This window comes from Micromonospora sp. 15K316 (assembly GCF_004348525.1).
Classification (GTDB): Bacteria; Actinomycetota; Actinomycetes; order Mycobacteriales; family Micromonosporaceae; genus Micromonospora.
Genome location: NZ_SMKG01000024.1, coordinates 26,300 through 47,567, shown reverse-complemented (window position 1 = coordinate 47,567; position 21,268 = coordinate 26,300). Strand labels below are relative to the sequence as shown.

Here is a 21,268-nt window from a genome sequence, read left to right as displayed (position 1 = left end):
GGGTCAGGGTGGTACGGGCGGAGGTCACCGAGACCTGTTGGCCGACGATCGCGCGCACCGCCATCTCCAAGCCGTCCACCGCACGGGGCAGCCGGATACCGGGTTCGGCCGCGACGGCCGCGGCGAACGCCGGATCCGCGGCGAGCGTGCCGTCCACGGCCCCCGGATCGGCGTCGAGGTCGAGCAGGCGGCGGCAGCGGGCCACCGCCGGGGCCAGGTCACGCATGTCGGTCAGGCGCAGCACCGCCGACACGTGACCGTCCGCCGGGGTCAACGCCGCCTCGCCCGCGCCGTGCGGCAGCCGCAGCCCCCGGCGGTACGTCCCGTCCCGGACCTCCTCCACACCGGGCAGCGCGCGCAGCGCGAGGAAGTCCAGCAACGCGGTGGCGTGCAGCGGCGGCCGGTAGGCGAGCCGGAGCGTGATCGTTCCCGCGCCGCCCACGACCCGCCGCCCGCCACGCGCCCGGCGCAGCTCGGTCGGCGGTACGCCGTAGACCTCCCGAACCGTGTCGTTGAACTGCCGTACGCTGCCGAACCCGGCCGCGAACGCGACCTCCGCCATGCCGAGCCCGGTCGTCTCGATCAGGATCCGGGCGGTCTGCGCCCGCTGCGCCCGGGCCAGCGCGAGCGGTCCCGCCCCGACCTCGGCGTGCAGCATCCGGTGCAGGTGCCGCTCGGTGTAGCCGAGCCGGGTGGCCAACCCGGGCACGCCCTCCCGGTCCACCACCCCGTCCGCGATCAGCCGCATGGCCCGGCCGACCACGTCGGCACGTACGTCCCACTGGGGTGAGCCGGGCGCGGCGTCGGGCCGGCAGCGGCGGCACGCCCGGAGCCCCGCCCCCTGCGCGGCCGCCGCCGACGGGAAGAACCGGACGTTCTGCCGCTTCGGGGTGGTGGCCGGGCAGGACGGCCGGCAGTAGATCCCGGTCGACGTCACGCCGGTGTAGAACCAGCCGTCGAACCGCTGGTCACGGCTGTCGACCGCCCGGTAGCACCGCTCGAAGTCCAACTCCACGACACCGATGATGCCCCCGCCGGCGGCGCGCCGGCTGGCGGGAATCGGACGTGGGCGTGCCGCCGGTCGGACCCTGCCGCGCCCGGCCGTGCCGTCACCGACTCCGGCTGGCCGCACGGTCCCGCCGGCCGCCGAGCAGCGCCGACCGGAAAACGCCGTCCGGGTCGTACCGCCGCCACAGCTCCGCCACCCGCCGTCCGGTCTCGCCGGGGTAGATCCGGTCGAACGCCGCCCGGTCCGGCCTGCTCTCGAAGTTGACGTACGCCCCGTCGGAGCGCGCCGCGACCCCTCGCCAGGCGGCGTCCAGCGCGGACCCGCCCTGCGGCGGGAAGACCGTGCCGACGGCCAGGGTGTCCTGGTGCCGGTGCGGGTACGCGGTCGCCGCCGGGGCGACGTCGTTGACCGCGCCGCCCACCGATCGCAGCTGCACCAGCGCCGGCCTCGGCCCGCCCGCCGCCCGCGTGACCGCCCGGGCCGCGGCGCCGTCCATGGTGAGCAGGCCGTTGGTGGTGAGGCTGGCCTGCTGCCCGACGTTGGCGTGCAGGTGGCTCGTCGGCACCATGGCCGGGTAGGGCACCAGGTCGATGCGGTGGTCGAGCAACCTGCCGATGGCGAGCAGCGGCTCTACCAGCGGGCGGGCCCGCCGCAGGCTCTCGGCGGCGACCACCGCGGTGATCTGCATGACGGTCCTGCGCCCGTGCGGGAAGAGCACGGCGGCACTGCTCAGCTCCCGGGGCGCCTGCGCCAGGTGTTCCGCCCACTGCCGCACCGTCGCGCCGTCCGGGGTGGCCTCGACGGCGAGCTGCGCCAGCCCGACGTTACGGATCTCCTCGGCCTCGATCTCGAACGCCACCACGATGCCGGCTCCCGCGCCCGCGCCGCGGACCACCCAGAACAGTTCGGGCTCGTGCTCGGCGTCGGCGCGGATCAGCCGCCCGTCCGCGAGCACCACCTCGACCGCCCTGACCCGGTCTATGGTCAGCCCGAATCGGCGGACCAACCAGCCGACGCCGCCGCCGGTGGCGAGCCCGCCCACCCCCACGTTGCCGTGGTCGCCCGAGCTGATCGCCAGGCCGTAGGGGGCGAGCGTCTCCGCCACCGCCGCCCAGCGCGCGCCCGCCTCGACCCGGACCAGCCGGGACCGCGCGTCGAGCACCTCGACCCGGTTCACGGCGGAGAGGTCGATCACCAGGCCCCCGTCGTTGGACGAGGTGCCCGCGAGGCCGTGGCCACCGCTGCGTACGGCGAGGGGCAGGCCGCGTTCCCGGGCGTAGCGGACGGCGTCGACCACCTGCCGCGGGGTCCGCGGCAGCAGGACGCCGGCGGGCGAGTGTCTCGTGGTGTACGTCGAGCGCAGCATCGCGTACCGGCCGTCGCCGGGGGTGACGAGCTTGCCGCTCAGTGACTCGGGAAGGGTGGTCATCGCTGCTCCCTGATCTCGCGCACCTGCTCCCGGACGGCCGGGACCACCCGCTCGGCGAACACCCGCAGCTGTGCGTGCGGCGACGCGACCGGCCAGAAGATGAACGTGTCGAAGCCGAGGTCGACGGCCCACCGGGTCAGCGTGTCGACCCAGAGCTGGACGTCGCCGACGAGGCCGGTGCCGCCCCCGCGCGGTCCGATCGCGCCGATGACGTTGTAGACCCGACGGATCTGCGCCGGATCGCGTCCGGCGGCTCGGGCCGCGTCGTCGATGATCTGCTGACGGGCCGGCACCTCGGCCGGTGGCACGTAGATGTTGAGCGGGGAGATCCAGCCGTCGGCGTACCGGCCGGCCACGGTCAGCATGCGGGGCCGCTGGCCACCGAGCCAGAGCGGCACCGGTTCGGGCGGCACCGGCCCACCCCGGTACCCCTCGACGGTGTGCTGCTCGCCGAGGTGGCGGACGGCCTCCCCGGCCAGCGCCCGGCGCATGATCTGCAACGCCTCGGCGGTGTAGGTGATCGTCTCCGCGCCGCTGCGGCGGGGTCCACCCATGGCCGCCACGGCGTCCGAGCTGGGACCGCTGCCGACGCCGAGGACGATCCGGCCGCCGGTGAGCACGCTCAGCGACGCGCCCGCCTTGGCGAGCATGGTCGGTGGGCGCAGTTGCAGGTCGGCCACGTCGGTGAGGAACGAGATCCGCTCGGTCTCGGCCGCGAGGTGGCTGATCAGCGTCCAGGTGTCGAGGTGTCCGGGCTGGTAGGCGTGGTCCTGTACGGCCAGGTACGCCAGGCCGCTCGCCGCGGCCGCCCGAGCGAGCTGTCGTGTTTCGGGTAGTTTATCCCTCGATGGGTCGAGGCTCAGGCCGAAGGTGATCGGCTGCTGGTAATCGGTCATGGAGCCAAGCGTGAGGCCGGGTCGGCCGGTGGGCAAACCCGAGGTTAGCTACTAATATTTGGTAAGTGACAATCGCCGAGATCGCCGCTCTGCGGCACTACCAGAACATCGACGACGCCGGCTGCCGGGTCTTCCAGGACTCGTTGGAACTGGTCGGCCGGCGGTGGACCGGGGCGATCCTGCTGGCCGCGCTGCGTGGCGCCCGCCGGTTCGGCGAGTACCGAGCCGCCGTGACCGGCATCTCCGACCGGCTGCTCGCCCAGCGCCTCAAGGAACTGGAGTCCGACGGTCTGATCGAGCGGACGGTGATCCCGTCCTCCCCGGTCCAGATCCGCTACGCCCCCACCGCCGACGGCCAGGAGCTGATGTCGCTGCTCCAGCCCTTGGTCGACTGGAGCCACCGGCGCCGCCTCGCCCCGCGTGGCCGGGCACGGACGGGGCAGGCGGCGCGCGACTGAGTGCCCGCCGTCCCCTCCCGTCCCGTCTGGGCGGTTACGCACTCGCCGTGGAAAGTGTCGGTAGTGGCGGGTACGGTCCGGCCACCAACTCAAGAAGGGGTACGGCGATGGCGAGCGTGGCGGGTCCGGAAGCGACGCGGAGCGAGCACCCTCCGTTGGACCGGGCCGTCCTGCAGGGCTTCTATCGCCGGATGCGCGCCGTCGCCCCCGCGGCTGTCGGCGCCATCGAGCGCGACCGTCCAGGCGATCCCACCGCGCCCTTCGTCGACACCGCCTGCGGCCGGCTGGCCCGTTCGCTCGACGACGACGGGCTGCGGGCGCTCGGCATGTGGGCGCACCACTGGTGCATGCGGTTCTACGACGACGACACCGGGCCCGGCCTGCGCCTCGTCCGGGAGATCGCCGCGCGGCCCCGGCTCGGCTGGACGGCCGACGAGGTGCGCTGGATGCTGCGCGAGTCACGGGTCGCCGGCCCGGCCGCCGAGGCCCGGTTCACCCTCCCGCTCGCGGCGGCCCGCGAGCTGGCCCCGGGGCAGCTGCCCGCCGCCGAGCTGGCCCTGGCGGGGTGTCCCGCCGGTGACCCGTCGGCGATCGTGCCCCGCCAACGCCGCGCCTCCTGACCGGCGGCGCACATGCCCGCCGGCCCGCGACGGCGGTTGCTGCGGCAGGATGATCGGTGGCTGCCCTCGACGGAAGGACGACCGTGCCCGCCAGCGAACCGACGATCCTCGCCACCAGCATGGGCTTCTTCAGCCGCAAGCGCGGCCCGTACGATCTGCGGCCCGGGCCGATCTTCGAGCTCGGGGCCGAGCTGGCGCAGGCCGGCCCGGAACCGCGCATCTGCTTCCTGGGTCAGGCGGTCGGCGACCAGCCCACCACCTTCACCTCCCTCTACGGCGCGTTCGCGGGCACCCGGTTCCGGATGTCGCACCTGGCGCTCTTCCCCATGCCGAACGTCGACGACATCCGCGCCCACCTGCTCGCCCAGGACGTGATCTGGGTCGGCGGCGGCAGCGTGGCCAACCTGCTCGCGGTCTGGCGGGTGCACGGCCTCGACGAGATCCTGCACGAGTGCTGGCAGGCCGGGGTGGTCCTGGGCGGGGTGTCCGCCGGCTCGATCTGCTGGCACGTGGGCGGGGCCACCGACAGCTTCGGGCCGCAGCTACGCGCCTTCACCGACGGCTTGGGCTGGCTGCCGTACGGCAACGGGGTGCACTACGACAGCGAGGAGCAGCGCCGGCCGCTGATGCACCGGCTGGTGGGCGACGGCACGCTGCCGACCTCGCACTGCACCGACGACGGCGTCGGTCTCGTCTACCGGGGCGAGGAGCTGGTCGAGGCGGTGGCCGACCGGGAGGGCGTCTCGGCGTACGAGGTGAGCCGGGCCGAGGACGGCGCGGTCCGGGAGAGCGTCATCGCCCCGCGCCTGCTCCGCTGAGGCCACGGGTAAGCTGGCTCGTCGTGAGTCTCACCATCGGCATCGTCGGCCTGCCCAACGTCGGCAAGAGCACCCTGTTCAATGCGCTGACCAAGAACGACGTGCTCGCGGCGAACTACCCGTTCGCCACGATCGAGCCCAACGTCGGCGTCGTCGGGCTGCCCGACGAGCGGCTGCAGAAGCTCGCCGAGATCTTCAGCTCGCAGAAGGTGCTGCCCGCGCCGGTGTCGTTCGTCGACATCGCGGGCCTGGTCCGTGGCGCCTCGAAGGGGCAGGGCCGGGGCAACGCCTTCCTCGCGAACATCCGGGACGCCTCGGCGATCTGCCAGGTCGTCCGGGCCTTCTCCGACCCGAACGTGGTGCACGTCGACGGCAAGGTCTCCCCGGCCGACGACATCGAGACGATCAACACCGAGCTGATCCTCGCCGACATCCAGACGCTGGAGAAGGCGGTGCCGCGGCTGGAGAAGGAGGCGAAGCTCCGCAAGGACCGTGCCGCCGCCCTGACCGCCGCGAAGAAGGCCGTCGAGCTGCTGGACACCGGCGTCACCCTCTACGCGGGCGCCGGCGACGCGGGCATCGAGCTGGAGCACCTGCGCGAGCTGCACCTGCTCACCACGAAGCCGTTCCTCTACGTCTTCAACGTCGACGAGGCCGAGCTCGGCAACGCCGAGTTCCTCGACGAGCTGCGCGCGCTCGTCGCCCCGGCCGAGGCGATCTTCATGGACGCCAAGATCGAGTCGGAGCTGGTGGACCTGCCGGAGGAGGAGGCCCGCGAGCTGCTCGAGTCGATCGGGCAGAACGAGCCGGGCCTGGACCAATTGGTCCGGGTCGGCTTCCGCACGCTCGGACTCCAGACGTACCTCACGGCCGGCCCCAAGGAGGCGCGGGCCTGGACCGTCCCGATCGGCGCGACCGCGCCGGAAGCCGCCGGGGTCATCCACTCCGACTTCCAGCGCGGCTTCATCAAGGCCGAGGTGGTCTCCTACGACGACCTCGTCGCGGCCGGGAGCATGGCCGCCGCCAAGGCGGCCGGCAAGGTGCGGATCGAGGGCAAGGAGTACGTCATGCAGGACGGCGACGTTGTCGAGTTCCGCTTCAACGTGTAGTGGCTGACTCCTTGATCGGCGGAAGTAGCCGGTCAGGAGAGCAAACCCCAGGTCAGGGGCAGATCATCGGGTCTGCCCCGTCCTGTTTTCTCCGGCCGGATCAGCCTGTTTCCTGGCCCTGTGCTGACTCGGTGCTGACTCTCGCGGCGCCGCTCGACCAGGGGACGAGCCCACCGGGGGAGTGGCCTGCCGCCGGCCATGAGGGGTCTGCGACGATCTGCCCATGCGCGAGACAAGGCAGCGCCGGCTCGCCGCCCAGGCGGCCTCCGACCGGATCCTCTCCGGCGCCCGGCCGGCGACCATGCGGGACCACCTCACCGAGCTGGGCGCGGGCGGGGACCTGGACGGTCAGCCCGACTACTACGGTGACGGGCCGGTGGCCACCCTGGAGGAGCGGGTGGCGGAACTCCTCGGCACCGAGGCCGCCGTCTTCTTCCCCACGGGCACCATGGCCCAGCAGGTCGCACTGCGCTTCGGCGCGGACGTCAGCGGGCACCGCACCGTGGCCCTGCATCCGCTCGGGCATCAGGAGGTGCACGAGCGGCACGCCTACGTCCACCTGAGCGGCCTACGCGGCGCCTGGCCGACCACCGCGCCCCGCAACCCCACCGCCGAGGAGATCAGCGCGCTGGCCGAGCCGGTGAGCACCGTCGTCATCGAACTCCCGCTGCGTGACGCCGGCTTCGTGCTCCCCTCCTGGGACGAACTCGTGGCCGCGTCCGCCGCGGCGCGCGCCATCGGGGCGCGGGTGCACGTCGACGGGGCCCGGATCTGGGAGTCCACGCCCTACCTGGCGCACACCCTGGACGAGATCGCCGGCCTGGCCGACAGCACCTACGTCTCGTTCTACAAGTCGCTCGGCGGCATCAGCGGGGCGGCGCTCGCCGGCACCGCGGAGTTCGCCGCGTACGCCCGGCTCTGGCGGCACCGCTACGGCGGGCAGGTGTTCCAGCAGTGGCCGGCCGCCCTCAGCGCCCTCGCCGGGCTCGACCGGGTGCTGCCGCGCCTCCCCGAGTACGTGCGACACGCCCGGACGGTCGCCGCGGCCCTCGCCGCGCTGCCCGGGGCCCGGGTGTACCCCGACCCACCGCACACGCACCAGTTCCGGCTCTGGCTGCCCCACCCGGCGCAGGCGCTCAACGAGGCGGCGCTGACGCTCGCCGAGAAGGAGAAGGTGTGGTTCGTGGCCGGCTGGCAGGAGACCGAGGTGCCGGGCGTGTCGCGAACCGAGGTCACCGTCGCCGGACCGGGTCTCGAGTGGAGCGCCGAGGACGTCGTCGAGGTCGGTGAACGCTTCCTCCACGCCGCCGTTTCGCTGCGGGACTGACCGTCCGGGGCGGCCGTCAGACCGGCTGCCAGCGGAGCCAGCGCCGGTCGTGCTGGAAGCCGACCCGCTGGTAGAAGCGCACCGCGCGTTCGCTGGAGTGGACGGTCACGTGTTCCAGGTCCAGCTTGCCCGCCTCGGCGAGCACGGCCGCCAGCAGTTCGGCGCCGATCCCGCTGTCGCGCAGCTCGGGCACCACGTACACCGACTGGACGTCGCCGCTGCGCCGGGCCCGGCCGGCGGGCGTGGGCACCCGGTCGGCGACCATCAGCCACGCCATCCCGACCACCGCGCCGTCGACCTCGGCGAGGAAGGGCAGGTGGCTCGACAGGTGGTCGGCGACCCAGCCGGCGAAGTGCCGCAGGAACTCGTCACGGTCGGTACCGGTGTATCCGCGCTCCTCGGCCAGGCGACGCCAGCGGAGCCCGCCCAACGCCGTCGCGTCGGCTGCCGTCGCGGACCGTACGGTCACCTGCATCTGCCACCCCCGTGCGCACGTGCGGATCAGCTCGGCGCGGCGGTGGCCGCCCCCGACAGTGGATCTTAAGTGCCGCGGTGGCCCGCGTCAGCTCTCGCCGAAGACCGCCAGCGCGACCTGGTAACAGTCGAAGGCGCGGGCCGCCCCGGCGTACGCGGCGAGGTGGATGAAGAGTTCGACGATCTCCTCCTTGCTGACGCCGGAGTGCAGGGCGATCCGCAGCTGCCCGCGCAGCGGCTCGTGCGTGCCGAGCGTGGCGGCGACGGCGACGGAGACCAGCGCCCGGCTCCGGGTGTCCAGCCCGGGGCGCGGCCACGACTCGCCGAACGTCTGCACGGTGGCGAGGCGACGGAAGTCCTGACCGACCTCCGGCTCACCAGGGGCGAGCGGGAGCGTGAGCGGCGCCCCCAGGAGCCGTTCTGCGGTGTCGAGTGCCCGCTGGTAGCTCTCCGGCTGGTCGGCCATCGTCGTCCCTCCCGAAACCCCTACGTGTCGTGCGGCCGGTCGCGCTCCGCGCTGCCGTACCTGACCGGCGGGGCGGTCGTCTCCTCTTCCCGTTCCGCCGCCGGCCATGCCCGCGCGGGCGGCCGGCTTTCTCGGCCGCTGATCACCAGGACGGGTCGGGTCAGATCGCCGCCGCGAAGCCGTGCAGGAAGATCGGCCAACCGTTCTCGCCCTTGACGGCCTCGCGTACGCCTTCCCAGCCCGGCCCGTGCACGTCGAGCCGGTCGTGCACGAGGTCGACCTGGGTGCCGGTCTCCGTGGGGGTGAAGGTGACGGTGACGCGGCTGCCCGGCGCGTCCGGCGCGGGCGGCTGCCAGTCCGGGCCGATGAGCCAGGAGAAGGCGAAGGTTCGCGGCGGGTCCCAGAGGAGGACGTGCCCCCAGGTGCAGACGTCGCCGGAGTCGCTCTCCTCCCACATCCGGCCGCCGACGTAAGGGTCTACGCCGACCTGCTTCAGCTCTCCGGGTTGTACGTGGTGGGTGCGGAGCCACCACCTGTCGATCCCGCTGGTGAACACCGTGAACGCGTGCTCGGGTGTGGCGGCGACGTGGATGCTGGTGCGTACGGCATCGCCCTGATCGGTGTGTGCTGTCATGTCTTCTCCTCGGGTGGTTTCTCGGCGGCTTCGGCGAACGCCGCGAGCGCCTGGTGCCAGAAGCGCTCGAAGTAGCCGCGGATCGCCGCCAGGCCCTCCTGGTCGACGGCGTAGAGGCGGCGCGTGCCCACGGATGTCGACGACACGAGCCCGGCGTCCTTGAGCACCTTGAGGTGCTGCGAGACGGCGGGCCGGCTCACCGGCAGACCGTTCGCGATCTCCGCGACCGAGCGCGGGCCACCGGCCAGCGACTCGAAGATCGTCCGCCGGGTCGGGTCGCCGAGGGCTTCGAGCATCTGCCCTTGGTAAGTGGCCACGAACCGTAAGCTACGGCTTACGGTTGAATCCGTCAAGGACAGGGTGACGTCGTGCGGGCGACGACCACGAGTTCGCCGTCGCCCGCCCCGACCGGCTCGCGCCGCCAGCCACCGAAGACGTGCTCGACGGTGAAACCGGCCATCCGCAGCGAGTCGCGCAGATCCCGCTCGGTGCGGAACCGCAGCATGGCCGAGCTGAGCAGCTCTTCGCCGTCAGGGAAGACGTAGTGGTGCTGGATGCCGACGTCGCCCTCCGAGATCGCGGTGACCTCGGTCCAGGCCCGCACCTCCCGGCCGTCCGGCAGGGCGATCCGCCGCCGCGAGTCGACCGGGTTCCACCGCTCCCACCGCCGATCGGCCGGGTCGCGCGAGTCGAAGAGCAGCCGGCCACCGGGCACCAGCGCCCGTCGCAGGTCGCCGAGGGTGGCCGCCCACTGGGCACGGGTGGCGAAAAGTTGCGCCACGTGGCTGGTCATCACCGCCACGTCGTACGCCCCCGTCGGCAGCACCGCCGAGGTGCCCTCGATCCAGGTGATCCGGTCGGCACCGGGCTTGCGGCGGGCGGCGGCGAGGGAGGCCTGTGCCGGGTCGACACCGGTGACGGTGTGACCGGCCGCCGCCAGCGCGATGGTCAGCCGTCCGGTGCCGCAGCCGAGGTCGAGCACCCGGGCCCCGGGCGTCTCGCCGACCACGGCGAGGAAGAAGTCGTCGTCGGGGCCCCAGGGGCACTCGGCGTCGTACACCTGCACCAGCCGGGGGTCCTCGAACTCCCGGTGCCTCACCGGCCCGACCTCCCGCCCGCCACGCCGCCGCCTCTCGTCCGTCTGCTCGTTCCGCGCACTCGCGGTCAGGAGATGTAGTGCAGGATCACGTTGTGCACGTGGTGGCTCTTCTGCGCACCACGGAACTCCACCTCGTAGGTGTGCGTGCCGACGTGGATCGCGATCGCGCCCGTGGAGAAGAACGAGCCGCCCCACGACTTGTTGCTGACCACGCTCACGCTGGTGATCTTCGAGTACGGGATGCTGGTGATCGCGTACCGCTTGCCGATGAACGAGCGGTCCTGAATGATCACACGCCGGTCGGTGACGCCGATGAAGCCCGTGCCGGTGCCGACGGCGTCGTAGACGGCGATGATCTGCTCCCCGTCGAGCAGCCCGCTCTGGATCTGCTGCAACTGCTCCTTGCGGTCGTACGTCGCGTTCGCCATGCGGGTCACGGTAGGCAGCGGGTGCCAGCGTCGTGGCGGGGCGAGATCAGCCGACGACGGAGTCGGCCGCGGCCCGGACGAACTCGCGGACCCGCGCCGTGGTGTTGGACTCCATCCAGACCGGGCCGCGCCGGATCGGCGGGGCGTCATGGATCGGCACGTAGGCGACGTCGGGGCGGGGGTAGTAGCGCCGGGTGTGCTCGCCGACCGGCAGCACGCCCCGGCCCAGCGCCACCAGCGACAACATCTCCGAGAACGTGTTGCCCGCCGGCCCCTTCGGCACGGGACGGCCCGACGGGGTGTGCTCCGGCGTCCGGTCCCGCTTGAACCCGGCGGAGGTCGCCGCCGGGTACTGCACGACCGGGTGGTCGGCCAGCACCTCGATCGAGACCGACTCCGCGGTGGCCAGTGGATGCCCGGCCGCCACGGCCAGTGCCCGACCCTCGGTGAGCAAGACCGGCCCGGTCGCCATACCGTCGAACGGATACGCGGCGACGAGCACGTCGACCGACCCGTCGAGCAGGCTCGGTCGGGAGTCGAACAGCTGGACCTCGCGTACCTCGACGGCACATTCGGGATGCCGCTCGCTGAACACGGCTACGGCCTTGAGCAGCACCGGCGCCGTCCACTCGCCGAGGAACGCGACCCGCAGGGTTCCGGTGATCCCGCGCCCGGCGTCGACGGCCCGGGCGAGCGCGTCCTCGATCCCGGCGACCAACGGCCGGAGGTCGTCGGCGAGCTGCCGGCCGATCGGGGTGAGTTGGACGACGCGGCTGGTCCGCGCGAAGAGCGGGGCCCCGATCCGGCGCTCCAGACGCTTGATCACATGGCTGACCCGGCCGGTCGTCACGCGCAGCCGCTCGGCGGTCCGTCCGAAGTGCAACTCGTCGGCGAGGGTCAGGAACGTCTCGACCTCGTACCGCTCCAGCATCGCGCCGTCCCATCGTTGCGTCAGGGTCAACGATCGTAGCCCGATCCCGTCTTGGTCGCCGCCCTCGATCGGCGGAGGGTGGAGTCGTTCCCGAGCGAGAGGCACGACATGAGCAGCGGCACCATCACCCAGTACCTGGCCGACCTGGATCCGCCACTGCGGGAGGTCGGTGAGGAGCTCCGAGCCGTCATCGACGCGGCCCTGCCCGACGCCACCGCTGCGATGTGGCACGGCCATCCGGTCTGGGGCCTCGGTGACAAGCCGGGTCAGCGGCCGGTCGGGCTGATCAAGGCGTACGGCACGTATGTCACCTTCGGGCTGTGGCGCGGGCAGGACGTCGACGACCCGTCCGGGCGGCTGTCTCCGGGGGCCCGCCGGATGGCCTCGGTCAAGCTGCGCACGGTCGCCGACGTCGACCCGGCCCTGTTCAGCGGCTGGCTGGGCCGGGCGCGGGAGCTGGAGCGGTGAGCGGCGTGCGGGTCACCGGTTTCGACCACCTCGTGCTGAACGTGGCGGACGTCGAGCGCTCGCTGGAGTTCTACTGCGGTCGGCTCGGCCTCGCGCCGGTCCGGGTCGACGAGTGGCGTGCGGGCCGCGTCCCTTCCCCCTCCGTACGGGTCACCCCGGACACCATCATCGACCTGGTCAGGGCCGACCGGCGGGAGTCGAACGTCGACCACTTCTGCCTGGTGGTCGCGCCACTGGACTGGGCCGCAGTGATCGACTCCGGGGTGTTCACGGTGCTGGAGGGGCCGGTGGGCAGGTTCGGGGCGCGCGGCTCCGCGACCTCGATCTACGTCCGCGACCCGGATGGAAACTCCGTCGAGCTCCGCTGGTATCCGGCGGACCGGGACAGCTGAGGGTCGTCCCCGACGAAGCCCCGCCGACAGCCGGATACGCGCTTTCGGCGGGGCGCCCTCCCGGAGGCCACCGCGATCGCCTCGCCTCCCGCCGCTCCTCGATCGGCGGCGATGGGCTGAGCCCTCGTCAGGATTCGGTCACCGCCCGGTACGCGTCCTCGATCCGGGCGGCGAGCAGCACCTCGCCCTCGCTGAGCGGAGCGTTGCCGTGCCCGACCCGGATCAGGGTCTGGTCCACCCGGCGGCTGATCTCCGGGCGCAGGTGCAGCGCGTCCGCCACCACCTTCACGCGCTCCGTCAGCGCGGCGTGCTGGCTGTCGTCGATCACGAGGGTGCGTCGGATCTGCTCACCTTCGCGGGTCCACCCGGGGAGCAGTGTGAGCGCGTCGGAGAGGTAGTCCTGCTTCGCTCGGCCGTTGAACAGCGCGCGCATCACCGCACCTCCCAGGCGCCGTTGCCGGCTTGTGGCCAAATCGTCGCCATCCCGTGTCTTGTCGGTGGCTTCCAGTCTTTCGCCCTGCGGTTCGTGTGTCCACGCCCACACTTCCGGGTCTTGCTGACCTAGCGGCCGGTTCCGGTACCCAAACCGCCGATTGATCTGGCACGCTGGACGGCCGTGCAGACCGAACGGGCGAGTGGCGGCGGGCAGGCCGCACGGCGGGACCTCAAGGTGATCGTCGGCGCGGCGATCATCCGGGACGGACGGGTGCTCGCGTGTGCCCGCTCCGCGCCGCCGGAGGTGGCCGGCATGTGGGAGTTCCCCGGCGGCAAGGTCGAACCGGGGGAGTCCGAGCCCGAGGCGCTGGTCCGCGAGTGCGTCGAGGAGTTGGCCGTCCAGGTGGAGATCGGCGACCGGGTCGGCCGCGACGTGCGGATGGCCCACGGCCGCTCCGTGCTCAAGGTGTACGCCGCCCGCCTGATCGGCGACGCCCAGCCCCAGCCGCTGGAGCACTCGGCGCTGCGCTGGCTCTCCGCCGGCGAGTTGGGCTCCGTGACGTGGCTACCCGCCGACGCCCCCATCGTCGCCGCGCTCCGCCCCCTCCTGGCCAGGGACTGACCGGCGGCCGGGCCGACGTCGACGCCGGAACCCGTGCGCGGCCACGACGGCATGGCGAAGGGCAGGCCGTCGCCGTGACACGGCGACGGCGCCGTCCCGGTGGGCCGGGCCGGCGAAGCGGTCATCCGGGCACGATAAGGACGGGGGCCGGCGGCAAGTGCCGCGGCCCCCGTCATCGTCGTCGACGTGCTCAGTGCTTGTCCTGCTCCGGGTGGGCGAAGTTCAGGTGCTCCGGCGGGAGCGGGAACGTCACGTCGTCACCGAACGGCGACGGCGCGGCGGCCCGGTCGAAGGTGAGCTCCGTGAGCGGCAGCTTGCCCCGCTCGTCCACCGCCGGCGCGGTCGGGTGCGGCACCTCGCGGTGCCAGTTCACCCCGCTCTGCGCCTGGGCCTCGGCCTGCGGGTCGTGCGAGCCGCCGGCGTGCGAGTGCACTCCGCCCCGCGTGGTGCTGGGCGTCGCCGGCCCGGCCGCGCGGGCGCTGGTCACGCTGGTCTGGGGCGTCTCACCCCGACGGAAGATCTTGCTACCAAGCCACACAAGGGGATCGTACCTGCGGTCTACGGCTCGTTCCTTCATGGGGATGATCCCGTTGTCGGTGATCTTGATGTGCTCCGGGCAGACCTCCGTGCAGCACTTGGTGATGTTGCAGTAGCCCAGGCCCATCTCCGCCTGTGCGTACTCCTTGCGGTCGGTCCGGGTGTCGAGTGGGTGCATGTCCAGCTCGGCGGCGCGGATGAAGAACCGTGGCCCGGAGAAGGCCGGCTTGTTCTCCTCGTGATCGCGGATCACGTGGCAGACGTTCTGGCAGAGGAAACACTCGATGCACTTGCGGAACTCCTGCGAGCGCTCCACGTCGACCTGCTGCATCCGGTAGTCGCCGGGCGGCACGTCGGCCGGGGGCGCGAAGGCCGGGGTCTCCCGGGCCTTCTCGTAGTTGAACGACACGTCGGTGACCAGGTCCCGGATGACCGGGAACGTACGCAGCGGCGTGACCGACACCGTCTCGTCCGGCTCGAAGGTCGACATCCGGGTCATGCAGGCCAGCCGCGGCTTCCCGTTGATCTCCATGGAGCAGGAGCCGCACTTGCCGGCCTTGCAGTTCCACCGGCAGGCCAGGTCGGGCGCGTCGGTGGCCTGGAGCCGGTGGATGACGTCGAGGACGACCTCGCCCTCGTTCACCTCGACCATGTAGTCCTGCAGGTCGCCGCCGTCCTCGTCGCCCCGCCAGATGCGGAATTGGCGCTTGCTTCCCATCAGTTGCCCGCCTCCTCAGCGAGGGCGTCGAACTCCGCGAGTTCCTCATCCGTCAGGTACTTGGCCAGTTCGGCACGGTCGAACAGCGCGATCAGCTCGGGGCGCATCTTCGGCAGCGGCTTGCGGGCCAGCTGCACCGCGTCGCCCTCCAGCGAGCAGACCAGGTTCACCTGCCGCCACCGCGGGTCCATCGCCGGGTGGTCCTCCCGGGTGTGCCCGCCGCGCGACTCCCGCCGCTCCAGCGCCGCCTTCGCGGTGCACTCCGAGACCACCAGCATGTTGCGCAGGTCCAGCGCGAGGTGCCAGCCCGGGTTGTAGCGTCGCCCACCGGCCGCGCTCACCTTCGCCACCCGCTCCCGCAGCTCGGCGAGGCGGACCAGCGCGTCGGCCAGCTCACCCTCGCGCCGGATGATGCCGACCAGATCCCCCATCACCGCCTGGAGGTCCTGCTGGAGGGTGTACGGGCTCTCGCCGGTGTCCCGCTGCAACGGCGCCAGCGCCGTCTCCACGGCGGCCTCGACCGCCTGCACCGCGACCTTCGGCCGCTCGGGCAGGCTGTCCGCGTACGAGGCGGCGTGGCCACCCGCCCGCTTGCCGAAGACCAGCAGGTCGGAGAGGGAGTTGCCACCGAGCCGGTTGGAGCCGTGCATGCCGCCGGAGACCTCGCCGGCGGCGAAGAGGCCGCGTACGTGGCCCACCGCCGCCCCGCTGTCCGGCTCCACCTCGACGCCGCCCATCACGTAGTGGCAGGTCGGGCCGACCTCCATCGGCTCCTTGGTGATGTCGACGTCGGCCAGCTCCTTGAACTGGTGGTACATCGACGGCAGCCGCCGGCGGATCTCGTCTGCCGACTTGCGGCTGGCGATGTCGAGGAAGACACCGCCCGCCGGCGTGCCCCGGCCGGCCTTGACCTCGCTGTTGATGGCCCGGGCCACCTCGTCACGCGGGAGCAGCTCCGGCGGGCGCCGGTTGTTGTCCGGGTCGGTGTACCAGCGGTCCGCCTCCTCCTCGGTCTCCGCGTACTGCTTGCGGAAGACGTCGGGTACGTAGTCGAACATGAACCGCTTGCCCTCGGAGTTGCGCAGCACCCCGCCGTCGCCGCGGACCGACTCGGTGACCAGGATGCCCTTGACCGACGGCGGCCAGACCATCCCGGTCGGGTGGAACTGGAGGAACTCCATGTTGATCAGGTTCGCCCCGGCGCGCAGCGCGAGCGCGTGACCGTCCCCGGTGTACTCCCACGAGTTCGAGGTGACCTTGTAGGACCGGCCGACCCCACCGGTGGCGAGCACCACCGCGGGCGCCTCGAAGAGGACGAACTCGCCGGACTCCCGGTAGTAGCCGAACGCCCCGGCCACCCGGTCGCCGTCGAGCAGCAGCTCGGTGACGGTCGTCTCGGCGAAGACCCGGATCCGGGCGTCGTACGAGCCGAACTCGCGCTTGTCCTCCTGCTGGAGCGAGACGATCTTCTGCTGGAGGGTGCGGATCAGCTCCAGGCCGGTACGGTCGCCGACGTGCGCCAGTCGCGGGTACTCGTGGCCGCCGAAGTTGCGCTGGGAGATCTTGCCGGTCTTGGTGCGGTCGAAGAGCGCGCCGTAGGTCTCCAGCTCCCAGATCCGCTGCGGCGACTCCTTCGCGTGCAGCTCGGCCATCCGGAAGTTGTTCAGGAACTTCCCGCCGCGCATGGTGTCGCGGAAGTGCACCTGCCAGTTGTCGCGCGGGTTCACGTTGCCCATCGCCGCCGCGGCGCCGCCCTCGGCCATCACCGTGTGCGCCTTGCCGAAGAGCGACTTCGAGATGATCGCGGTCTTCTTGCCGGCCAGCCGGGCCTCGATCGCCGCGCGCAGGCCGGCGCCGCCGGCACCGATCACGACGACGTCGTAGTGGTGTCGTTCGATACGAGTGGTAGTCGTCATGTCCAGGCCCTCTAGTTGATGAACCGCAGGTCGGGGAACCACTCGGCCGCGACCGCCATGACGTAGAAGTCGGTCAGCGCCAGGGTGCCGAGCGTGATCCAGGCGAGCTGCATGTGCCGGACGTTGAGCCAGGACACACCGGTCCAGGCCCGGTAGCGCAGCGGGTGCTTGGAGAAGTGCTTGAGCCGCCCGCCGATGATGTGCCGGCAGGAGTGGCAGGAGATGGTGTACGCCCAGAGCATCACCACGTTGCCGATCAGGATCAGGTTGCCCAGCCCGAAGCCGAAGCCCTCCGGCGAGTGGAAGGCGAGGACCGCGTCCCAGCTGTTGATCAGCGAGATGATCACGGCGGCGTAGAAGAAGTAGCGGTGCAGGTTCTGGCCGAGCAGCGGGAAGCGGGTCTCACCGCTGTAGGTCTGGTGCCCGTCCGGTACCGCGCAGGCCGGGGGCGAGAGCCAGAACGACCGGTAGTACGCCTTGCGGTAGTAGTAGCAGGTCAGCCGGAACAGCAGCAGGAAGGGGAGGGTGAACGCGGCCTCCGGGATGATCCACCAGTCGGGGAGGACCGTTCCGAAGTGCGCGGCGCCCTCGACGCACCGGTCCGTGATGCAGGGTGAGTAGAACGGGGTCAGGTAGTGGAACTCCTCGACCCAGTACCACTTGTGCATGTAGACCCGGACCGTCGCGTACGCGACCCAGGCGGTGAGTCCGACGACGGTGATCAGTGGGGCGAACCACCAGCGGTCGGTGCGCAACGTCTTCGCCGCGATGGCGGCGCGCGTCCGCGCTCCCCGCGGCCTCGTTGCCGTTGATGTCATTCGAGTCGTCTCCTCGACGGGCCCGCACCCGCGCGGGCGGAACTTCCTCCGGTCGGCACGCGGACCGGCGAAACCGCACCCGCTTGCCACGTCATGCGCACACCAACGACCACACCGGCGTACCGGCGCAGCTAAGTGACACACGTTACGCCGATCTTCGCTTGCCGTCCGTCCAAGACGACGTCCCGTGTGTCCGGCCGGCTCGAGAGCCCCGGCACGATGATCGATGTGACGATGTTAAGAAGGTCTCTGTCCCACCACGACGGCGGGGTCGCCGAGCAGTGCCGGAACGCCGACCGGAGGCGCTCGCCGGTCAGCCGGAGGCGCCCCCGGTGAAGTTCCACGCCGCCAGCCGCAGCGGTGGGGCCGCCCACCAGACGCCGTCCAACCGGTCCGGCTGCCGGACCGGGTCGCGGCCCACGCCGAGCACCCGGCCGGGCCCCAACGCCCGGGGGTACGACTCGGTGAACCGGAAGTCGCGGACCGCCGAGGTGACCTCGCCGTCCTCGACCAGCCAGACCCCGTTGCGCGTCAGCCCGGTCACCACCAGGCTCTTCGGGTCGAGCACCCGGGTGTACCACAGGTCGCTGACCAGCAATCCCCGCTCGACCTGCGCCACCAGGGCCGCGGTGTCCCGGTCGGCGACCGCGCCGACGGTCGGCAGACCCACCGCGCCGTCCGCGTCGCCGCTTGTCCCGTCGCGTCCGAGCAGCCGCAGGTTGCGGGGGATCGGGCCGAAGCTCGCGCCACCGGCGATGCCGTGCCCCGTGGAATGCGTACCCGCATCCGCGGCGGTCCGCCGATCGTGCACGACAGCGGTCGTGGTGCCGGCCTCGACGAGCGTCAACCGGCGGCGGGGCGTTCCCTCCACATCGAACGGCAGGTCGACCGCGCCGAGCGGATCGTCGACGACGGTGAGCGCGGGATCGAACTGTGACCGGCCCGGCTCGGCGAACGACTGCCGCTCGGCGTGGCGCTTGCCGTTGAAGCCGTACCAGGAGAGGTTCTGGAGCAGGTCGGCCACCGCCGCCGGCTCGAACACCACCTCGTAGCGCCCCGGTGGCAGCTCGACCGGATCCACCGCCGCCCGGGCCTTCGCCGCCGCCCGGGCACCCAGCTCGGCGCCGTCGATGTCGGCCAGCCGGTCCGCGCAGAGCCGGGCCACCCCGTCCGCGCCGCCCGCCCGGGCGATACCGTCCATGGCCGCCTCGACGGCGTGCCCGTACGCCGAGTGTCCGGCGCTGTTCGCGAACGCCGACGAACGATGTGCGGTGCGGCAGTAGCCGGCCGCCTCCAGCCCACCGGCCGCGTCGACGAAGGCGCGGACCCGCTCGGCCCGCTCGTCCGGGTCGGCGTACGCGGTGGCCTCGTCGACGGGGCGGGACGACGGCGTCGGGGTGGACGGGGTGAGCCCGGGCCAGGCGGGGTCGGGCGGGCAGAGCCGCGCGGCGGCGAGGGTCCGCTCGACCAGCGTGCGCAGCCCCTCCGGGCTCACCACGCTGCCGTTGCCCGCGGCGGTACGCCCGTCGACGTGCACCCGCAGCCGGACGCTCACGCCCGACTCGGCGACGTTCTGATGGATGAAGGAGTTGGCGAACCGGGTCAACGCCAGATCCGCCCGGGTGACCACCGCCTCGGCCTGCGCGTCCGGGCCGCCGATGCGACGGACCAGCTCGACCACCTGGCCGGCGAGCTCCAGCTCGGTCATGCCGACCCACCTTCCGTTCGCGACTGCGGGGCTCGCAGACCCGGCTCACTCGTCGCGCTCACGCGGATACCCCCACCCGGACGTTGCGGAAGCGCGCCGGCGCGGCCGGATGCCCGGTGTGCCCGGTCTGACCGGGCTGCCCCTTGCCGCAGTTCGGTGTCCCCCAGGCGACGGTCTCCGAGGAGAGCATGTCCATCGACCGCCAGAAGAGCGGACCGATGCCGGTGTAGGTCGGGTTGCGCAGCATCCGGCCGCGCCTGCCCCGCTTCACCTCCCAGCCGACCTCGCAGCCGAACTGGAAGTTGAGCCGCTTGTCGTCGATCGACCAGGAGCGGTTGAGATCCATCAGCACCCCGTCGTCGGTCGCCTCGATGATCTCCTCCAGGGTGTGCGGACCGGGTTCGAGACCGACGTTCGTCATCCGCACCATCGGCAGCCGGGCCCAGCCGTCGGACCGTACGCTCCCGCCGTAGTCCAGGCCCGCGACGGCGGCCGAGTCCCGGCCGGCGAGCACGCCCACCCAGCGGCCCTCGCGGACCGCGTCCCGCTTCACCGCGGGGGAGCCCTCGTCGTCGAAGCCGAAGCTGCCGAGCGCCCCCGGGATGGTCGGGTCGATGGTGACGTTCATCAGCTCGGAGCCGTAGCGCAGCGAGCCGAGCTGGGCGAGGTCCAGCCAGGACGTGCCGGCGAAGGCGGCCTCCCAGCCGAGGATCCGGTCCAGCTCGATGGCGTGCCCCACCGACTCGTGGATCTGCAGCGCCAGCTGTTCGCCACCGAGGATCAGGTCGGTCTCGCCGGCCGGGCATGGGGGAGCGGTGAGCAGCGCCCGGGACTCCTCGGCGACCCCGGCGGCGTGCGCGGCCAGGTCCAACGACTCCACGAGTTCCCAGCCGGTGGTGCCGTACTGGCCCCGGTAGCTGGGGTAGGAGCGCCGCTGCGTCTCGCCGTCGCCGATGGAGGTGGCGGAGATGCCGCCGCCGCACTCGCGGATGTGCTGGTCGATCCGATGCCCCTCGCTGGAGACGAACCACTTGGTCGTGTCCCAGATCTGGTACAACCCCTCAGCCAGGTCGGCGCCGTGCTCCCGCATCGTCGTGGTCGCCCGTACCAGCAGGTCGCCCTTGTCGGAGAGCGGCACGCCGAGCGGGTCGATCCGGCACTGCGAGGCCCAGGTCGCGGTGGCCGCCTCGGTGGGCGTCAGGTCGACGGGCGGGCCGGGCACCCGCGCGCTGGCGGCGGCGATCCGCGCGGCGCGCCGGCCGGCATCGCGGGCCGCGGCGTCGGAGAGCTCGGGTACGGCGTAGAAGCCCCAGCTCGACCCGACCAGGGCGCGTACGCCCAGGCCCGTGCTCTCGTGCTGGGTCAGCTCCTCGATCTCGCCGTTGCGCGCCGACATCGACTCGTAGCTCCGGTGCATCACGCGCGCGTCGGCGTACCGCGCGCCGGCGTCCACAGCGGCCTGCACGGCTGCGGTCGCCGCGTCGAACTCGCTCACGGCCGCGCTTCGATCTGTTGATCGCTCATGCCGGCACTCCGCTGCGCTGCGTGCCGGCATGAGGCACTTCCGCCCTGTGCTGATGATTCGCTCGCTGGCGCTCGCTCATGCGACCGACCCTAGGCCAGCGGCCCGACCTGCGTCAGGGCAGCAGCTCTTCGGGCCGGATCGTGGCCCGGACCGGCTCGGTCAGCTCCAGTGCCTCGTCGCGCTTGGTCGCCGAGTGTTCGACGTAGTCGACGCGCTGGGACGTCTCGCCGAGGGAGAGGTACTCCTCTTCGGTCCACGGGCCTTCGTGGTCGAACACCGCCACGGTCATAATCACCTCCACCTCGTGTCGGCGGGAATGCTTGCCTGACTGCCGCCGTCATCGTCGCACCCGAGGTGCGGTGACGTGGCCGGGCCGGCGAGTGGACTTCGTGAATGTGCTGGTGAGGGCTGTTCACGGACGTTGCCGAGTC

Annotated in this window: 25 protein-coding genes; 8 read left to right on the top strand and 17 right to left on the bottom strand. The window is 72.3% G+C overall.

The window, feature by feature from the left end; translation table 11 throughout:
- From E1211_RS08640 to E1211_RS08630, 3 genes are all read right to left on the bottom strand, one after another.
- On the bottom strand, positions 1-1,015 hold a 1,015-nt coding region (locus E1211_RS08640; protein ID WP_132347220.1), incomplete at its 3' end, for a bifunctional transcriptional activator/DNA repair enzyme AdaA.
- Between the two features lie 94 nt (positions 1,016-1,109).
- Complete coding sequence (locus E1211_RS08635) at positions 1,110-2,438, bottom strand: FAD-binding oxidoreductase (protein ID WP_132347218.1); 1,329 nt, start codon at positions 2,436-2,438, stop codon at positions 1,110-1,112.
- Complete coding sequence (locus E1211_RS08630; protein ID WP_132347216.1) at positions 2,435-3,334, bottom strand: LLM class flavin-dependent oxidoreductase; 900 nt, start codon at positions 3,332-3,334, stop codon at positions 2,435-2,437. The genes E1211_RS08635 and E1211_RS08630 overlap by 4 nt, the downstream gene beginning before the upstream one ends.
- Positions 3,335-3,399: 65 nt before the next feature.
- Between E1211_RS08630 and E1211_RS08625 the strand changes: the two genes are divergently transcribed.
- The 5 genes from E1211_RS08625 to E1211_RS08605 all read left to right on the top strand — a co-directional run bounded on the left by E1211_RS08625 (position 3,400) and on the right by E1211_RS08605 (position 7,666).
- Complete coding sequence (locus E1211_RS08625) at positions 3,400-3,792, top strand: helix-turn-helix domain-containing protein (protein ID WP_207915306.1); 393 nt, start codon at positions 3,400-3,402, stop codon at positions 3,790-3,792.
- A gap of 107 nt (positions 3,793-3,899) precedes the next feature.
- Positions 3,900-4,412, top strand: a complete 513-nt coding sequence (locus E1211_RS08620) for a hypothetical protein (protein ID WP_243709433.1) — start codon at positions 3,900-3,902, stop codon at positions 4,410-4,412.
- Positions 4,413-4,495: 83 nt separating this feature from the next.
- Complete coding sequence (locus E1211_RS08615; RefSeq protein ID WP_132347229.1) at positions 4,496-5,230, top strand: peptidase E; 735 nt, start codon at positions 4,496-4,498, stop codon at positions 5,228-5,230.
- A 23-nt stretch (positions 5,231-5,253) separates the two neighbouring features.
- Positions 5,254-6,339 (top strand): redox-regulated ATPase YchF, encoded by a 1,086-nt coding sequence (ychF, locus tag E1211_RS08610; RefSeq protein WP_132347214.1) that lies wholly within the window; start codon positions 5,254-5,256, stop codon positions 6,337-6,339.
- Positions 6,340-6,562: 223 nt separating this feature from the next.
- Positions 6,563-7,666: a low specificity L-threonine aldolase gene (locus E1211_RS08605; RefSeq protein WP_132347212.1), complete on the top strand. Its 1,104-nt coding sequence runs from the start codon at positions 6,563-6,565 to the stop codon at positions 7,664-7,666.
- 16 nt (positions 7,667-7,682) lie between these two features.
- On the opposite strand, the gene E1211_RS08600 is transcribed toward E1211_RS08605, so the two are convergent.
- The 7 genes from E1211_RS08600 to E1211_RS08570 all read right to left on the bottom strand — a co-directional run bounded on the left by E1211_RS08600 (position 7,683) and on the right by E1211_RS08570 (position 11,698).
- Entirely contained in the window at positions 7,683-8,135 is a 453-nt protein-coding gene (locus E1211_RS08600; RefSeq protein ID WP_243709432.1) for a GNAT family N-acetyltransferase, read from the bottom strand.
- A gap of 93 nt (positions 8,136-8,228) precedes the next feature.
- A complete protein-coding gene (locus E1211_RS08595) occupies positions 8,229-8,606 on the bottom strand; it encodes a carboxymuconolactone decarboxylase family protein (RefSeq protein ID WP_132347208.1) in 378 nt (125 codons plus the stop codon).
- A 160-nt stretch (positions 8,607-8,766) separates the two neighbouring features.
- Positions 8,767-9,240 (bottom strand): SRPBCC family protein, encoded by a 474-nt coding sequence (locus tag E1211_RS08590; protein ID WP_132347206.1) that lies wholly within the window; start codon positions 9,238-9,240, stop codon positions 8,767-8,769.
- Positions 9,237-9,557, bottom strand: a complete 321-nt coding sequence (locus tag E1211_RS08585) for a helix-turn-helix transcriptional regulator (protein ID WP_165947206.1) — start codon at positions 9,555-9,557, stop codon at positions 9,237-9,239. The genes E1211_RS08590 and E1211_RS08585 overlap by 4 nt, the downstream gene beginning before the upstream one ends.
- Positions 9,558-9,589: 32 nt before the next feature.
- Complete coding sequence (locus E1211_RS08580; RefSeq protein WP_132347204.1) at positions 9,590-10,339, bottom strand: methyltransferase domain-containing protein; 750 nt, start codon at positions 10,337-10,339, stop codon at positions 9,590-9,592.
- A 65-nt stretch (positions 10,340-10,404) separates the two neighbouring features.
- Complete coding sequence (locus E1211_RS08575; protein ID WP_132347202.1) at positions 10,405-10,767, bottom strand: PH domain-containing protein; 363 nt, start codon at positions 10,765-10,767, stop codon at positions 10,405-10,407.
- A 46-nt stretch (positions 10,768-10,813) separates the two neighbouring features.
- Positions 10,814-11,698, bottom strand: a complete 885-nt coding sequence (locus E1211_RS08570) for a LysR family transcriptional regulator (RefSeq protein WP_132347226.1) — start codon at positions 11,696-11,698, stop codon at positions 10,814-10,816.
- Positions 11,699-11,806: 108 nt separating this feature from the next.
- Between E1211_RS08570 and E1211_RS08565 the strand changes: the two genes are divergently transcribed.
- Positions 11,807-12,166: a DUF1801 domain-containing protein gene (locus E1211_RS08565; RefSeq protein ID WP_132347200.1), complete on the top strand. Its 360-nt coding sequence runs from the start codon at positions 11,807-11,809 to the stop codon at positions 12,164-12,166.
- Positions 12,163-12,558: a VOC family protein gene (locus E1211_RS08560; RefSeq protein WP_132347198.1), complete on the top strand. Its 396-nt coding sequence runs from the start codon at positions 12,163-12,165 to the stop codon at positions 12,556-12,558. The genes E1211_RS08565 and E1211_RS08560 overlap by 4 nt, the downstream gene beginning before the upstream one ends.
- 127 nt (positions 12,559-12,685) lie before the next feature.
- Here E1211_RS08560 and E1211_RS08555 read toward each other — a convergent pair whose 3' ends face one another.
- Positions 12,686-12,991, bottom strand: coding sequence for a 4a-hydroxytetrahydrobiopterin dehydratase (locus E1211_RS08555; RefSeq protein ID WP_132347196.1), 306 nt, complete (start codon positions 12,989-12,991; stop codon positions 12,686-12,688).
- Positions 12,992-13,174: 183 nt separating this feature from the next.
- On the opposite strand from E1211_RS08555, the gene E1211_RS08550 reads away from it, so the two are divergent.
- Positions 13,175-13,615 carry a (deoxy)nucleoside triphosphate pyrophosphohydrolase gene (locus E1211_RS08550; protein ID WP_132347194.1) on the top strand — a complete coding sequence of 147 codons (441 nt, stop codon included), beginning with the start codon at positions 13,175-13,177 and terminating at the stop codon, positions 13,613-13,615.
- Between the two features lie 190 nt (positions 13,616-13,805).
- Here E1211_RS08550 and E1211_RS08545 read toward each other — a convergent pair whose 3' ends face one another.
- The 6 genes from E1211_RS08545 to E1211_RS33320 all read right to left on the bottom strand — a co-directional run bounded on the left by E1211_RS08545 (position 13,806) and on the right by E1211_RS33320 (position 21,126).
- Entirely contained in the window at positions 13,806-14,870 is a 1,065-nt protein-coding gene (locus E1211_RS08545) for a succinate dehydrogenase/fumarate reductase iron-sulfur subunit (protein WP_132347192.1), read from the bottom strand.
- Positions 14,870-16,786 (bottom strand): fumarate reductase/succinate dehydrogenase flavoprotein subunit, encoded by a 1,917-nt coding sequence (locus tag E1211_RS08540; RefSeq protein WP_132347190.1) that lies wholly within the window; start codon positions 16,784-16,786, stop codon positions 14,870-14,872. The genes E1211_RS08545 and E1211_RS08540 overlap by 1 nt, the downstream gene beginning before the upstream one ends.
- 11 nt (positions 16,787-16,797) lie before the next feature.
- Positions 16,798-17,604, bottom strand: a complete 807-nt coding sequence (locus E1211_RS08535) for a hypothetical protein (protein ID WP_132347188.1) — start codon at positions 17,602-17,604, stop codon at positions 16,798-16,800.
- Positions 17,605-17,917: 313 nt separating this feature from the next.
- Positions 17,918-19,312: a TldD/PmbA family protein gene (locus E1211_RS08530; protein ID WP_132347186.1), complete on the bottom strand. Its 1,395-nt coding sequence runs from the start codon at positions 19,310-19,312 to the stop codon at positions 17,918-17,920.
- 58 nt (positions 19,313-19,370) lie between these two features.
- Positions 19,371-20,807 (bottom strand): TldD/PmbA family protein, encoded by a 1,437-nt coding sequence (locus E1211_RS08525; RefSeq protein WP_132347184.1) that lies wholly within the window; start codon positions 20,805-20,807, stop codon positions 19,371-19,373.
- A 142-nt stretch (positions 20,808-20,949) separates the two neighbouring features.
- Entirely contained in the window at positions 20,950-21,126 is a 177-nt protein-coding gene (locus E1211_RS33320) for a hypothetical protein (RefSeq protein ID WP_243709431.1), read from the bottom strand.
- Positions 21,127-21,268: the final 142 nt, after the last annotated feature.